Origin of the sequence: Aureimonas jatrophae, from assembly GCF_900104035.1 — a bacterium.
GTDB lineage: Bacteria > Pseudomonadota > Alphaproteobacteria > Rhizobiales > Rhizobiaceae > Aureimonas > Aureimonas jatrophae.
Genome location: NZ_FNIT01000007.1, coordinates 173,455 through 186,833, shown reverse-complemented (window position 1 = coordinate 186,833; position 13,379 = coordinate 173,455). Strand labels below are relative to the sequence as shown.

Genomic DNA, 13,379 nt, shown 5'->3' with positions numbered 1-13,379 from the left:
ATCGTTGCCGGCATCCCTCCCGATAGCAGATATGGCCCAACACCCTTGAACACTACAACGATGTTTGCAATATCGCAGGGATGAACGACGCCACAGCCGTTGCGGCCCTGTCCGCCCTTGCCCATGCCGACCGTCTCGCGGCCTTCCGGATGCTCGTCCGGGCCGGCCCGAACGGAATGCCGTCCGGAGAGATCGCCGAGGCGCTATCCATCCCGCCGACGCGGATGAGCTTCCACCTCGCCACGCTGGAGCGCGCCAAGCTCCTGCGCTCGTGGCGCGACGGCCGCCGCATCCTTTACGCGGCGAGCTACGACGACATGCGCCAGCTCCTCGCCTTCCTGACCGAGGACTGCTGTTCGGGGAACCCGGAGATTTGCGGGAGCCTCGGCGCCGACCTTCTCGCCCCGTCCTGCTCGTCGGAGATCTGCTCGTGACCGTCACCATCTACCACAACCCCGCCTGCGGCACGTCGCGCAACACGCTGGAGATGATCCGGCAGTCCGGCGAGGATCCGCAGGTGATCGAGTACCTGAAGGACCCGCCGAGCCGCGAGGTCCTCGCCGAACTCCTCGACATGATGGGCCTGAAGCCGCGGGACATCCTGCGGGAGAAGGGGACGCCCTATGCCGAGCTTGGCCTCGCCGACACGGAGCTGACGGACGAAGAACTTTTGGCCGCGATGATCGAGCACCCGATCCTGATCAACCGTCCGATCGTCGTGACCGGCAAGGCCGCCGCGCTCTGCCGCCCGTCGGAGAAGGTGCTGTCGCTCCTTTCCAACCCCGTCGCCACCTTCACGAAGGAGGACGGGGAGGTCGTGGCCCCATCCGGAGCGGCAGCGTGACGGATACCGGCGCCATCGACCTGCCGAGCATCGACCTCGACCAGCTTCGCCCGATCGACGTCGATGCGCTGGTCGGCCCGGGTGCCCCGACGCATCCGCCGCGCATCCTTGTCCTCTACGGCTCGATCCGTGAGCGGTCCTACTCCCGCCTCCTGTCCGAGGAGGCCGGCCGCCTGCTGAGCTGGTTCGGCTGCGACGTGCGCACCTTCGACCCCCGCGGCCTGCCGCTCCCCGACGGGGCGGAGCCCGACCATCCGAAGGTCGCGGAACTGCGCGACCTCGCCGACTGGTCCGAGGGCATGGTCTGGGTCAGCCCGGAGCGGCATGGCGCGATGACCGGGATCATGAAGGCGCAGATCGACTGGATACCCCTGGCGCTCGGCGCCAAGCGTCCGACGCAGGGCAAGACGCTGGCCGTCATGGAGGTATCGGGCGGCTCGCAGTCCTTCAACGCCGTGAACCAGATGCGCATCCTCGGCCGCTGGATGCGCATGGTGACGATCCCCAACCAGTCGTCGGTCCCGAAGGCGTTCCTCGAGTTCGATGAGGCGGGACGCATGAAGCCGTCCGCCCTCTACCAGCGCGTCGTCGACGTCTGCGAAGAACTGGTGAAGTTCACTTGGCTGGTGCGCGGACGGTCGGACTACCTCACGGACCGCTACTCCGAGCGCGTCGAGAGCGCGGAGAAGCTATCCGAGCGCGTGAACCAGCGCACCCTCTGATCCTCCTGTCCCCGGACCGTCCATGCTCGCCCTCGCGATCTTCGTCGCCACCCTCGTCCTCGTCATCTGGCAGCCCCGGGGCCTCGGCATCGGATGGTCGGCGCTGGCCGGCGCCGCAGTCGCCCTGGCGAGCGGCGTCGTCGGCTGGGGCGATGTCGGGTTGGTCTGGGAGATCGTCTGGGACGCGACGTTCACCTTCGTCGCGCTGATCGTCATCTCGCTGGTCCTCGACGAGGCCGGGTTCTTCGCCTGGGCCGCACTCCACGTCGCCCGCTGGGGCGGGGGCAACGGGCGGCGGCTGTTCCCGCTCGTCGTCGTGCTCGGTGCCGCCATCGCCGCCGTCTTCGCCAACGACGGGGCCGCGCTGCTCCTCACCCCGATCGTGCTCGCCATCCTCCTGCGCCTCGACTTCCCGCCGGCCGGGGCGCTCGCCTTCGTCGTAGCCTGCGGGTTCGTCGCCGACACGACCAGCCTGCCGCTCGTGGTGTCGAACCTCGTGAACATCGTCACCGCGAACTTCTTCGACGTGTCCTTCGGCCGCTACGCCGCGGTCATGGCGCCGGTAAACCTCGTCTCGCTGGCCGCGACGCTCCTCGTCCTATGGGCCTACTTCCGGAAGGACATCCCGGCGACCTACGACATCGGACGGCTCGAGGCTCCCGGCAGCGCGATCCGCGATCCGGCAGTCTTCCACGCCGCGTTCCCGCTCCTCGGGCTCCTGCTCGTCGCCTACTTCGTGACGGGGCCGCTCGGCGTGCCGATTGCCTTCGTCACCAGCGCCGCCGCCCTCGTGCTCATGGCGGTCGCGGGACGATGGCTCTCCGGCGGACGCGGTGCGGTGGTCGACTTGGCCAAGGTCCTGCGCGGCGCGCCATGGCAGATCGTCCTCTTCTCGATCGGCATGTACCTCGTCGTCTACGGCCTCGGGAACGCCGGTCTGACCGACATCGCGGCGGGTGTCCTGCGCTGGCTTGGCGAGCAAGGGACGTTTATCGCCACCGTCGGCACGGGATTCGTCGTGGCGGCGCTCGCCTCCGTCATGAACAACATGCCCGCGACCCTCGTCGGGGCGCTCGCCATCGACCGGGCGGACGTGGCGCCGCTCACCCGCGAGCTCATGGTCTACGCCAACGTCGTCGGGAACGACCTCGGCCCGAAGCTCACGCCGATCGGATCGCTCGCGACCCTCCTGTGGCTTCACGTCCTCTCGGGCAAGGGGCAGCGGATCACCTGGGGGCAGTACATGCGGGTCGGCCTCGTCCTGACGCCGCCCGTGCTGCTGGCGACGCTCGTCGCCCTCTGGGTGTGGCTCCCGATCGTGTCGTCCCCATGAAGGACGCGCGCGGCGCCTGGGCGGACATCGCTGCCCTCGGGGTCAGCCAGATCGTCGGCTACGGGACCCTCTACTACAGCTTCGGCATTCTCGCCCCGGCGATGGCGCAAGACATCGGGTGGCCGACCGAGTGGGTGTTCGGCGCCCTCACCGTCGCACTGCTCACGGGCGGGCTGGTCGCGCCTTGGACGGGGCGCTGGCTTGACCGCTTCGGCGCCGGTCGCGTCATGGCCGCGGGGTCCGTCGCGGCCGCCGTTGCGCTGGCCGCCGCCGCCCTCGCTCCGGACGCCCCCGCCTTCGTCCTCGCCCTCATCGCGATCGAGGTCGCGTCCACCTTCGTCCAGTACGGGGCGGCCTTCCCCCTGCTGGTCCAGCGTCACCCGGGGACGGCGCAGCGGAACATCTTGTACCTCACCTTGATCGCCGGGTTCGCCTCGACCCTGTTCTGGCCCCTCACGACATGGCTGCACGAGACGATGGCGTGGCGCGAGGTCTACCTCGTCTTCGCGGCTATGAACGTTGCGGTATGCCTGCCTATCCACTTATGGCTGGCCCGCCGGCCGGAGGCCCGGCCGCTCGCAGCGGCTGAGGCTGAACCCGTTGCCCGCGTCGTCCCCGCGAGGGGCCTCGTGCCGCTGTCCCTTCGGTCCCGGGCCTTCCTCCTGATGGGCGTCGCCTTCGCCTTCCAGAGCCTCGTGGTCTCGTCCGTGCTGGTCCACATGCTGCCAATCATCTCAGCGCTTGGGCTGGGGCTCGCGGGCGTGATGGTCAGCGCGGTGTTCGGGCCGGCGCAGGTCGCGGGCCGATTCACCCTCATGGTGTTCGGGCGGGACCTGTCCCCGCTGGCGCTTGCGGTGATCTCCGCCGCCCTTCTGCCCGTCTCCCTGGTCCTCCTCGCGGCCACCGCGCCATCCACCGCTGGGGCCGCCGTCTTCGCTGCTCTGTTCGGCCTCGGAAACGGTCTCTACAGCATCGTTGGGGGCACCCTGCCGCTCGCGCTCTTCGGCCCCGAGGGGTACGGCGCGTTGCAGGGGCGCGTCACGTCCATTCGGCTGATCGTCGGCTCGGCGGCGCCGTTCGCCTTCGCCCTGGCGACGGACTGGATGGGCGTCACCGGCGGTCTGCTGGTCACGTCGCTCCTCGGGTGCGGGGCGGTCCTCGCCTTCACCACCGTCGGGCTCCTGTTGCGCCGAAGGTCCGATCGTCACTTGCCGCCGACGGTGACGAACGTCCGCTCAAATGCGTGATCGGATCCAAGGCGGACCGACCGCTTTCGACCCTTCTGAGACGCTCAAGGGGCGCTCATTTCTATCGAAAGCGGACGCATTTCGCATTCGAGGGAGAAAGGTCACGCTCTTCGCGGTGGCACTGAACGACGAACATTCTGTAGGTTCGCCGCGACCTAACATCTACTTCGAGACACGGAGGTTGCGGTTTGCCACATGTGATCATGCAGGCTGTAAGTGCGATCGCGTTCGGCGTATCGTTCTTTCTGCTTTGGTTGGCGTTTTTCGGCTTTTGGTTGGGAATTGTAACTAGGCTCTACAGGAATGGCAATTTCGAAGATGTTTTCGCGATAAAGAGGAAATCGAACCCAAAATCGATAGACGCAGCCACAAGAGATATGAGGGACTACTCGAGATCTAAATTTGGCCGATTGCACGGTATCGCTCTTGGTACTTTGGTGATCACGACGCTCGCATTCGGGTTGTGGGCAGCCATTGAGAATAAAAAACCGAGCATCCCGACGCATTCGGACCGATCAACAGTCCAAGTTTCACGCTGACCGATCTTGGTTCCCACCAGAAGGCAGGCGAAAGCATACCGATCGGAAACCACCGGGCTCAGTCGATCTGAGCCGTGGAGTGGACGCATGGGAGCGATCCGTTCGCAATCGACCCTTCCAAGCCATCCAACGCGACGAACCTACGTTCCGAAAGCGGACGCCTTTCATGCCTTCGCATCATGGGTCGAGTGCGGTCTTGGTCGAATAAGCCATGCCACAGGGCGAGAGTAGGCGATGGCATGAACGGCGGCGAAGAGGCTGATTCCCACTAGAATGTACAGGAACCATGTGCCGACGTCCGGCAGGCCGTCGAAACGGTAGTAGTCGATTACCAGCTTGGCGACGAACTCGAAGACCGTTGCGAAGACCGCGCTTGTAAAGACGAGAAGCCAATACTCCGACCGGGTCGGCCGGCGGCCAAGATGCCTGACGACGTAAGCGAAGGCGCAGATCGCCGCGATGATCATCACTGCGAGCGACAGTGCCCATTCACCCGTGAAGTCCCTTGTGATCGAAACCCACTCAGTAAGTGCATAAAGGGGGATGTAGACGGCGAAGTAGCGGACGAGAAACGGTCCCATGCCGCCGAACGTCATCCTATTGGACGGCGGTTCAGGGGGTGGGCCACGCAGCGCCTGCTTCGCTTTGATCCACTCCAAACTGCGCTCGGCGAAGCGGCCCCCTCGGAAAAAGAGCATATTGCCGAGAACGCCTTTGAAGAGAGGAAAACCGATGAGGATCAGTAACACTAATCTATCGATGCCGGCTCGCTGCGTGGATTGGATCACAAGAGCGTTGAGCGTAACGTCAACAACCAGCACGATGATGGAACCGACAGCGACAAGCGACCAGTATTCGCGGGGTGTTGGAAGGCGGAGCTTGTCTTCGAGGAATCGAAGGTAGGTGAACCCTGCGGCACCGATGAGCGCGCCGATACTCATATGGGATGATCGGAACTCAAAAAACAACGTGGCGATCGTAGCTCCTACGAAGATGACGCCCAACACGCCAACATAGATGAGAGCGTAGTAGATACCGTATCGCAGAATTTCTTTCGTGGGCATGTCGTTCAGCGCCCCAACGCATCTCTGACAACGCGGAAAGAGCACACCTCGAGGTCAACCGTCGAGGGCATACCGATCTCTAACGTCCGCTATGGTTGTTTTCGATGGTAAAAGCCGATCATCGCATTTCGAGCCGGTCGTGCCGATCGCCACATGGAAAGCTGACGCCCAACATAGTCAGATGGGTTTCGACCCTTCCAAGACATCTCCCGCCATGTTCCATACTTCCCGAAAGCGGATGTCGATAGACAGATGACCGAACGTGGTGATGCTACAGGCGTGGGATGACCAATCTAAGGGAAGGCACTTGCCTGCTGCGCATCGTCCTCGGAGGTCTGACAGCGCTCTGCGTCACGCTCGCAGTGGTCGCGGTCTACCGGACTGTGGACGCAGCTCGATACGCGATGTCGCCCGAGGAGACGACCCTCTACCTCATCTACGCCATTCCGCCACGCAGCGTCCCGAGAACTGCCGGGATGTACATCATACGCTGGGAGGCGAAGACGCAATCCGAGCAGCTCAATCCTACGTTGATGACCGTCAGGCGAAACGTCGGGTGTCGGGTCGAGCTTGTGAGCAGGACCGTCGACGAGGGCGATCCGACGGTCACGAAGGTTGAGCGGCGAATCTACGACTGGAGCCACGTCCGCGCCGACGACATCACCGTCGAAAAGGTCCTCGTTCCCGGCCAGGGATACGAAGCGTACTACATAAACGTGGAGGTGCCGGGTGAGATGATGAGGCATCAGGCATTCCGCGAGACTCGCCAAGGTACGGACACGGTTACATCCGAGGTGTTTTCTGGGTCTCTTCGCTTCGAGTGGCCATATGCACCCGGACAAGACAGCGTGTATGCGCGGAACCGGGAGCCGTTTCTTGAACTCATGCAGCGATGCACTGGCAAGACGCCGAAGCTTCCGGAACTGCGAGAGCCGCTAGTCCCAGAGGGCGGGATCGCGACATGATCGGAAAAGCCGGCCTCGCCCTGGCCGTGGGGCTAGCCGCATCCCCCGCCCTCGCCTCCGCCGCGGAACCGGTGCGGTACACCGTTCGATACGGGCTGACCCTCGGTACGTTCGAGCCCGTGGCTGGGGAAGCCTTGTGCATCGCCGATGCGGACTGCGTGATCCCGCTTTCGCTGTCGCCTGCAATCGAGATCAGATTGCGAGGCCATCCCGAGAACCCAAGCTGGGGAACGGCCTTCGTCTTCTGCGCAGGGATGGAATGCGGCTTCGGCAACGGTCGACGCACGACCGGGTACGGCGGACGGGTGAACCGCCTCCTCATCTACGATGGTGTTGCTCAAGAAGGCGGGATAGAGATACTCGGCCTGAGGCGTCTACCGCTGCTCGGTCAGTTCGATTTCGCGATCAACCGGTAGGTCGCCTCATCGCGACCGGCAGCTTACCGCCAACCTCGTTCAGAAGCGGACTGTCGCCTTTCCACCCAGCATCGCCATCTGAACCGTCAGGTGCTGGCCGGCAACTCGATCTTGCTCAACGTGACGTTGAGGTTCGCTCATCGAGCATCCCGCGAGTTTGCGCTTGCCGTATTGATCATCTGGGCGAAAGCTTTCGCACGGAACGATCGGATCAAAAACACGCCTCGGTCGCTGCCTATATCTACAATGCCCGAAAGCCATCCGAACCGGTATGTGACGGATGTTATCTCCCGCAACGGTATCTCAAAGCGGAGTTGATCTCCGTCAACGTGCGCCAGCCGGTTCACTCTGTTCGCTTTGAAGACGAAGGCGCTACGCGTCACCACCGCGCGACCGCCGACCCATAAACCACCTTGCGTACTGCTGAACCTGTCTAAGGCCGACGCTACGATCTTCGGATCAACGCCTCCGAAGCTGATACCCCGTTCGGCCATCTGTGACATACGTGCATCCGCGAAGAGAGCGTTCGCTGCCCGACTGTCGATCACCTCCTCGGTCGTGATGTTGTTCATCGGCCTTCTGCCCCAACAAGCCGTCCAACGCTTCGTTTTCGATTGCCTGTGATGACGCCGGTGCTCATGGAGGCGCCAACAGCGCCCTGAGCTGCACGTCGGCTGATCATACGGGTTCTACCTTCTGTCCCTCACGACGGGGCGCCGCCTCGTCGAGCGCGTCCAGCAGGTCGCCGATGCGTGCGGGGATCCGGCGGTCGATGCGATGGGAAGGGGAGCAGCGCATCGCCTGGCGAACGAGAGACGTAATCGCCGGCGACGGGAGGACTCTGAGGCGATCGGTCATTCACATGCCCTCCTGCGCTGCTCCTAACGCAATCATGGGGCGTGATGGTGAATGAAGCGTGTGCGGTGTCCGCGGTCGTTCGGTTCAAGGAAGTTGCAGCAAGGGGAGTTCGGGCATGGTCGCCTGGACCCAACCAAGACTCCTGACGAGCGGAATGATGGCCAGCATGACGCAGCCGTCAAGAACGGTGCGGGTCCAGCGCCCCGGTGCGACCGACAGAACGTCGACGCTGCGCCAAAGGGAGGGTCTGGGAATGAAGCGCGGGACGGCGTCGCGGTACGCGTCGAACCGTTTTCCATGGAGACGAGCGAGCGCCGTCTCCTCCTCCCGGACCACGGGAACGAAAAGGGCGGCGGCGATCAGGGTCACAAGAAGGGTCACGGTGAGGCTTCCGGTCTGTGCCGCGAGCCCGCCGACGCCCAGGAACGAGAAGACGTACAGGGGATTGCGGACGATCGAATAGGGACCGACCGTCACGAGGTCGCGGACCTTCCGTCCGCCGATAAAGAGCGTGCACCAGGACCGTCCCAGGACCGCCGCGACGACCATCGCGACGCCGACGCCGGCAACGAGGCCGTGCGTCCAGGAACCGGGCTCCGCCGACGAACGCGTGAAGAAGAACGCCGGTGCCAGTGCGAGAACCGTCGTCCAGACGGCTAGCTTCCTGCGTGACTGGATCTCGTCCAGGCCGGCAAGGACAGTCGATAGATCAAACGTCATCTCGAACTCGCAGTTATGAGGGCGCGTCGGGATCAGAATGGAATGTCGGCGCGATGCCCGACGCTTCATTCGGTTACGGAATGTTGCGGCCTCCGAAGGCTCGCGCTCCGGAACGAGGCCGGGGTGCGTTCGAGGCCACTCGTTCACGGATGTCGGGACCGGAGTGTCGCTCGGAGGCTGGCAGACCCGGGAGCCGAGGCTTCCCGAGTGCATGTCTCAGGACGGCCCGATGCCCTTAGAACCGGTAGCCGACGAGCAGCAGACCGGACGGCTGGATCTCGTCCTGAACGATCGGGCTGTCGGCGGCATCGCCGATCAGAACGCCCACACCCGCCTCACCCCGTGCGAACCAGTTCTCGTTGAAGGCGAACGTGGCGGTGGCAGCGAGATCGACGCGCTTGATGCCGGCGTCCGGCTCGTATGCCGCGTAGCCGGAACGGACGGATTGCACGGCGTCGATCCCGAAGTAGGCCTGCATGTGCTTCTCATCGGCAAAGGTCGCCGAACCCTTCAGGCCGAGAAACAGTGACTGCGAGACGGCATACTCGACCTCGGCTCCCGCTTCGGCGACGAAGCCGTCGCTTCCGCCGATGGTCTTCTGGGCGCTGACAAAGAGTTCTGCCGGTCCAACCTCTAGGGCGGCCAGCGCTCCGACGTTCACGCCGAAGTCGACGTCGCCCAGACCCCGGAGCCTGTCGGAGTCGTCTTCCGAGCGTCCCGTCTCGTAGCCGAGCAGCCCGTCCAGGCGGATCGCATCGGTCCGGTAGACGGTAGCGGCTGCACCCGTCGGATCGATCTTCAGCCAGTCACCGTAGGTTGCGGAGACGAAGGGGACGGGGGTGACTTCGAACTCGTCCGATCCTTCGTACTCGGGCTCGATCAGCGCACCGCCCCCAACCACGACCTCCCATTCGCCCAGGCGCTCGACGATCCGCCCGAAACGGGAGGGGTCAGGCTGCGACGAGACGGATGGAACCTCGCCGCTGCGCATCTCGTCGACGGACGCATCGGCCGCCACGGCCTCGGACGCGGAGGTCACGGAGGCGGTCATCGATAGCCCGGCGAGGAGTAGACGCTTGAGAAATCTTGCAGTTGTACGGCGGGACGACGGCGAGATGGACGAACGCGACATGGGAACTCCGGTACTCTGGGTCCCGGAGAGGCGAATGAACTCGACCGGGAAGCGTTTGGACGTTCCAGGGGTAGCCGCTCGACGGTGCGAACGAGATTTTGAAGTGTTGCCATGTGTTGCGACGAGGTGATCGTCGCCTCACGTCCCTGAACCCAATTCTCGATGGTCCGGGAGCCGCCGGCTGACGTCCGGTCCGTACAGATGGCAGGGAAGCGATAACTTCAGGATATCTACGGTGGCCCTCCCTCGTCCTGAGGTTCCATGGACAGAACGTGCAGACCGTCTCGAACGCGGTCGTTGAAGGGCGCTCGATCGATGTCGCCGCGAAGCTCGTCGACACAAACCGAAACATTTCCACACAAGCCGGCGGTGGAGCATGTCGTAGAAGCCGGTTCCACGACGCTCGCGGGCGAGTCGTCACCTTCGACTTCGAGGACCTACAACCGTGAACATCGTGCCGCCGAGCGGTGCCGTCCGTCTGTCCCTGATGGCCAAAGGGATGTTCTCCCGGCAAGCCACGGGAGGTAACGCCTTCGCCTACCGACGGAAGTGCGAAGCCATGCTTCCCGTGGTGTTCGATGGAAAGACGTCGGACTATTCGAAAACCGGTACCGGCCGGGCGTTCTCGCCCCGCAAGCGGCACCCGAGCGACGAGATGTCGGTCCGCAAGGGACTGTCCCGGCTTCGCTTCGCGGCTTTCCATACGAGTTCGCGACCGGCCTCGTGCCCCGATCGAACGTGCCTCTGCTCACGTGTTCGCGCGCCGTGGTCGCCGTGCGTTCCGACTTCGGTGGGTTCGGGGCTCGGTCTGGACTACGATCGGACGAGCGCACGATACCGAGCGGCTCCCCTGGTTCGGCATGAACGACCCCGTCCGAGGTGAAGTCCGTGAACGTGGTCTTGAAACGTCTTTATCCTTCGACACTGCGCGGCCAGATCATCCTGATGATCCTGGTTGCCGTGATCTCCGTCATCGTCGTGGGACGTATAATCGAGCCGCTACGCGAGACGGGACCTCTCGCGTCCGCCGATCTCGACCTGATGGTCGACCGCGTGTCGCTGATCGCGCAGGTCATGGCGCGGTCCGACGAAGCGGAACGGTCTTGGCTGCTGGAGAGATTCGCCGTCACCGGGCTGGAACTGCGGGTCGTCGACCGACCCGCTCTCGCGACCATGCGGGCGATGTCGGCCGATGGGTACGCGTTCGAGAGATGGGTTTTCTGGCTGTTCCCGCCAGATGCCTATCCGGCGTCCGGCGGTGGGTGGGATATCGTCGATGGTCGTCCGTTCTTCTGGTGCCCGATCGACGGCTCGACCTTTCTGGTCGCGCGCAATCTGCCGAGCATGGTATCGACGACGGACTTTTCCGGGCCCCTGACCTACTACCTTCTTGCCTTCGCAACGCTTCTGGTCCTGTTCACCGTCTACGCGGCTCAGGCGCTCGCCAACCCGCTGGCACGGATCGTCGACGAACTCGATCGAAGCGACGGCGTCTCGAAGGACACGCCGATCGCCGAGCGCGGCACCGTCGAGATCGTTCGGTTGGCCAAGGCGCTGAATGGGATGCGGACCCGCATCCGCAGTATGGTCGATATGCGCATGCGCATGCTGCGCAGCGTCAGTCACGACCTGCGAACGCCCCTGACGCGCCTGCGGCTGCGCGCCGAGCGCCTGGACGACGTCACCACCCGTCAGTCGATGCTGGGAGACATCGAGCAGATCGACGCCTTGATCGGGGAGACGCTCGCCTACCTGCGCACGGACGCGTTGGGCGAGGAGGCCGAGAAGCTCGACGTCGCCAGCCTTCTCCAGACCATTCAATGCGAGTTCGCCGATGTCGGCTTCCCCGTTCGCTACGAGGGACCGGATCGGTTGTCGGCGGTCTGTCGCCCGAATGCCCTGACCCGCGCCGTCAACAATCTCTGCGACAACGCTCTCAAGTTCGGCCAGGAGGCCGTGGTTTCCCTGGTGCCGAACGGGAGCGAGTACTGGATCGAAGTCGCCGACGACGGTCCCGGTATCCCCGCCGACAAGCGCGAGCTGGTTCTGGAGCCCTTCTACAAGCTCGATGCGTCGCGCGGCCCGAACTCCCCGAAGGGCTTCGGGCTGGGCCTGTCGATCGTCGCGGACATCGTGCGAGCCCATGGTGGCACGCTGGAGCTGCACGATCGCCAGCCGCACGGCCTTGTGGTTCGCCTGCGTCTACCCTCGCTCGGCAACGCTTCTCCGCCGAACTCCTGAAGCGGATGACGTCCGTTCACCCTTGGTTGCAACCGTTGCAGAGTACCATGATGTCCACATTCTCACGCTCCGATCGCGAGCAACCGATGATCCTCGTGGTGGAGGACGATCCGGTTATCGCTTCCCTCCTGGCGAAGACGCTGGATGAAGCGGGCATGACGGCCCGCACCGCCGGAAGCGGTATCGAGATGGACGTGCAGATGCGGCGTGAGACCTTCGACCTGATCGTCCTCGACCTGATGCTGCCCGGCGAGGACGGGTTCCAGATATGCCGCAGGCTTCGCGCCCAGAGCACGATCCCGATCCTGATGCTGACCGCCCAGCACGAGGAGATCGACCGGATCGTCGGGCTCGAGCTCGGCGCCGACGACTACGTGACGAAGCCGTTCTCGACCCGTGAGGTCATGGCCCGCATCCGAAGCCTGCTGCGTCGCGCCTCCTATGCGCCGGAGGAAGGCGACACGTCGCGCCCGCTTCGCTTCGACGACTGGACGATCGATCCCAAGCGACGGCAGGTGCGCAACCCGAGCGGGGCACGCGTGTCGTTGACCACGACCGAGTTCGATCTTCTGCTGGCCCTGTGCCGCAACCCGAACCGCGTCCTGTCGCGGGAGCAGCTGCTGACGATGACCCACGCTGGCCTGGCCGGTCCCGTCGAGCGCTCGATCGACGTCCATATCAGTCGGCTACGCGCCAAGATCGAGCCGGACCCAGCGCAGCCCACCTTGCTGACCACGGTGCGGCTCGCGGGCTACATGTTCACTGCCAGCGTCGAGTCCGCTTGAACGCGAATGCGATCAACCTTGTTGGTCCACACCCAGACAATCGCTACAAAAAGCGAGAACGTGGCGGAGAACGCTCACCGGCGACACAAAACTCAACAACGCGCAAACCTGCTTCCTTCCCTCATCGATAGGTTGATGTCGGACCAAGTCACCGTAGCGGTCGATCTTGCGGATCACCATGCGAATGGAGCGACGAGGCCACAAGCCCTCTGGTTCGATCTACGACCAAGCGTTCGGGAAGTCATTCATGACAGTCGATGCCTTCAGCCTGCACCATTCGCGGCGGATGTTCTGGCCTTATCGGCCAGTCCAGCCTGCTGCAGCCCCCATGACAGTTGCCGAGACGCAAACGGGACATCTGATAAGCGCGGCCCTGCTCTACGACTTTGGGTCGGAGTACGGAGACGACTGGGTCTTGGCCGCCAACATCATGCGCTGGCTAAAGGTGGAAGCGGAGTCGAAATCGTCCTGACGTCGGCATGCCCGGTGTCAGGGCCCCATGCTTCGCAACGT

15 protein-coding genes are annotated in these 13,379 nt (G+C 64.1%); 10 read left to right on the top strand and 5 right to left on the bottom strand.

The window, feature by feature from the left end:
• Window positions 1-80: 80 nt before the first annotated feature.
• Genes BLQ76_RS15905 through arsK form a run of 5 tightly spaced genes read left to right on the top strand, consistent with a single transcriptional unit; the run spans window position 81 to window position 4,146 of the window.
• The gene (locus BLQ76_RS15905) at window positions 81-434 is read left to right on the top strand and encodes an ArsR/SmtB family transcription factor (RefSeq protein ID WP_090675257.1); all 354 of its coding nucleotides are present in this window, start codon (window positions 81-83) and stop codon (window positions 432-434) included.
• Window positions 431-844: an arsenate reductase (glutaredoxin) gene (gene arsC / locus BLQ76_RS15900; protein WP_090675255.1), complete on the top strand. Its 414-nt coding sequence runs from the start codon at window positions 431-433 to the stop codon at window positions 842-844. Before BLQ76_RS15905 ends, arsC begins: the two co-directional genes overlap by 4 nt.
• Entirely contained in the window at window positions 841-1,566 is a 726-nt protein-coding gene (gene arsH / locus BLQ76_RS15895; protein ID WP_090675252.1) for an arsenical resistance protein ArsH, read from the top strand. The genes arsC and arsH overlap by 4 nt, the downstream gene beginning before the upstream one ends.
• 22 nt (window positions 1,567-1,588) lie before the next feature.
• Window positions 1,589-2,899 carry an arsenic transporter gene (locus tag BLQ76_RS15890; protein ID WP_090675250.1) on the top strand — a complete coding sequence of 437 codons (1,311 nt, stop codon included), beginning with the start codon at window positions 1,589-1,591 and terminating at the stop codon, window positions 2,897-2,899.
• A complete protein-coding gene (arsK, locus tag BLQ76_RS15885; RefSeq protein WP_090675248.1) occupies window positions 2,896-4,146 on the top strand; it encodes an arsenite efflux MFS transporter ArsK in 1,251 nt (416 codons plus the stop codon). The genes BLQ76_RS15890 and arsK overlap by 4 nt, the downstream gene beginning before the upstream one ends.
• Before the next feature lie 703 nt (window positions 4,147-4,849).
• Here the strand turns inward: arsK and BLQ76_RS15880 are convergent.
• Window positions 4,850-5,749 carry an ABZJ_00895 family protein gene (locus BLQ76_RS15880; RefSeq protein WP_090675245.1) on the bottom strand — a complete coding sequence of 300 codons (900 nt, stop codon included), beginning with the start codon at window positions 5,747-5,749 and terminating at the stop codon, window positions 4,850-4,852.
• A 404-nt stretch (window positions 5,750-6,153) separates the two neighbouring features.
• Here BLQ76_RS15880 and BLQ76_RS15875 point away from each other — a divergent pair, with 404 nt between their 5' ends.
• Together BLQ76_RS15875 and BLQ76_RS15870 are read left to right on the top strand one after the other, a co-directional pair.
• A complete protein-coding gene (locus BLQ76_RS15875; protein WP_210184180.1) occupies window positions 6,154-6,714 on the top strand; it encodes a hypothetical protein in 561 nt (186 codons plus the stop codon).
• Window positions 6,711-7,130: a hypothetical protein gene (locus tag BLQ76_RS15870; RefSeq protein WP_090675240.1), complete on the top strand. Its 420-nt coding sequence runs from the start codon at window positions 6,711-6,713 to the stop codon at window positions 7,128-7,130. The genes BLQ76_RS15875 and BLQ76_RS15870 overlap by 4 nt, the downstream gene beginning before the upstream one ends.
• A 137-nt stretch (window positions 7,131-7,267) precedes the next feature.
• Here the strand turns inward: BLQ76_RS15870 and BLQ76_RS15865 are convergent, their stop codons facing one another.
• The 4 genes from BLQ76_RS15865 to BLQ76_RS15850 form a co-directional block, all read right to left on the bottom strand.
• Window positions 7,268-7,702 carry a hypothetical protein gene (locus BLQ76_RS15865; RefSeq protein ID WP_090675238.1) on the bottom strand — a complete coding sequence of 145 codons (435 nt, stop codon included), beginning with the start codon at window positions 7,700-7,702 and terminating at the stop codon, window positions 7,268-7,270.
• Window positions 7,703-7,808: 106 nt separating this feature from the next.
• Window positions 7,809-7,988, bottom strand: coding sequence for a hypothetical protein (locus tag BLQ76_RS15860; RefSeq protein WP_090675235.1), 180 nt, complete (start codon window positions 7,986-7,988; stop codon window positions 7,809-7,811).
• 84 nt (window positions 7,989-8,072) lie between these two features.
• Entirely contained in the window at window positions 8,073-8,708 is a 636-nt protein-coding gene (locus BLQ76_RS15855; RefSeq protein ID WP_170842619.1) for a methyltransferase family protein, read from the bottom strand.
• A gap of 235 nt (window positions 8,709-8,943) precedes the next feature.
• Entirely contained in the window at window positions 8,944-9,747 is an 804-nt protein-coding gene (locus tag BLQ76_RS15850) for a MipA/OmpV family protein (protein ID WP_244519678.1), read from the bottom strand.
• A 972-nt stretch (window positions 9,748-10,719) separates the two neighbouring features.
• Here BLQ76_RS15850 and BLQ76_RS15845 point away from each other — a divergent pair.
• The 3 genes from BLQ76_RS15845 to BLQ76_RS15835 all read left to right on the top strand — a co-directional run bounded on the left by BLQ76_RS15845 (window position 10,720) and on the right by BLQ76_RS15835 (window position 13,338).
• Window positions 10,720-12,081 (top strand): ATP-binding protein, encoded by a 1,362-nt coding sequence (locus BLQ76_RS15845; RefSeq protein WP_090675228.1) that lies wholly within the window; start codon window positions 10,720-10,722, stop codon window positions 12,079-12,081.
• Between the two features lie 50 nt (window positions 12,082-12,131).
• On the top strand, window positions 12,132-12,866 hold the full coding sequence (locus BLQ76_RS15840; protein ID WP_090675375.1) for a response regulator: 735 nt from the start codon (window positions 12,132-12,134) through the stop codon (window positions 12,864-12,866).
• A 247-nt stretch (window positions 12,867-13,113) separates the two neighbouring features.
• A complete protein-coding gene (locus BLQ76_RS15835) occupies window positions 13,114-13,338 on the top strand; it encodes a hypothetical protein (protein WP_139184028.1) in 225 nt (74 codons plus the stop codon).
• Window positions 13,339-13,379: the final 41 nt, after the last annotated feature.

Excerpts from the sequence above, each read along its gene's own strand:
- BLQ76_RS15870 (WP_090675240.1), top strand. The coding sequence starts at position 6,711 with ATGATCGGAAAAGCCGGCCTCGCCCTGGCCGTGGGGCTAGCCGCATCC.
- BLQ76_RS15860 (WP_090675235.1), bottom strand. The coding sequence starts at position 7,988 with ATGACCGATCGCCTCAGAGTCCTCCCGTCGCCGGCGATTACGTCTCTC.
- BLQ76_RS15875 (WP_210184180.1), top strand. The coding sequence starts at position 6,154 with ATGTCGCCCGAGGAGACGACCCTCTACCTCATCTACGCCATTCCGCCA.
- BLQ76_RS15880 (WP_090675245.1), bottom strand. The coding sequence starts at position 5,749 with ATGCCCACGAAAGAAATTCTGCGATACGGTATCTACTACGCTCTCATC.
- BLQ76_RS15865 (WP_090675238.1), bottom strand. The coding sequence starts at position 7,702 with ATGAACAACATCACGACCGAGGAGGTGATCGACAGTCGGGCAGCGAAC.
- BLQ76_RS15840 (WP_090675375.1), top strand. The coding sequence starts at position 12,132 with ATGTCCACATTCTCACGCTCCGATCGCGAGCAACCGATGATCCTCGTG.
- BLQ76_RS15905 (WP_090675257.1), top strand. The coding sequence starts at position 81 with ATGAACGACGCCACAGCCGTTGCGGCCCTGTCCGCCCTTGCCCATGCC.
- arsK (WP_090675248.1), top strand. The coding sequence starts at position 2,896 with ATGAAGGACGCGCGCGGCGCCTGGGCGGACATCGCTGCCCTCGGGGTC.
- BLQ76_RS15835 (WP_139184028.1), top strand. The coding sequence starts at position 13,114 with ATGACAGTCGATGCCTTCAGCCTGCACCATTCGCGGCGGATGTTCTGG.
- BLQ76_RS15890 (WP_090675250.1), top strand. The coding sequence starts at position 1,589 with ATGCTCGCCCTCGCGATCTTCGTCGCCACCCTCGTCCTCGTCATCTGG.
- BLQ76_RS15855 (WP_170842619.1), bottom strand. The coding sequence starts at position 8,708 with ATGACGTTTGATCTATCGACTGTCCTTGCCGGCCTGGACGAGATCCAG.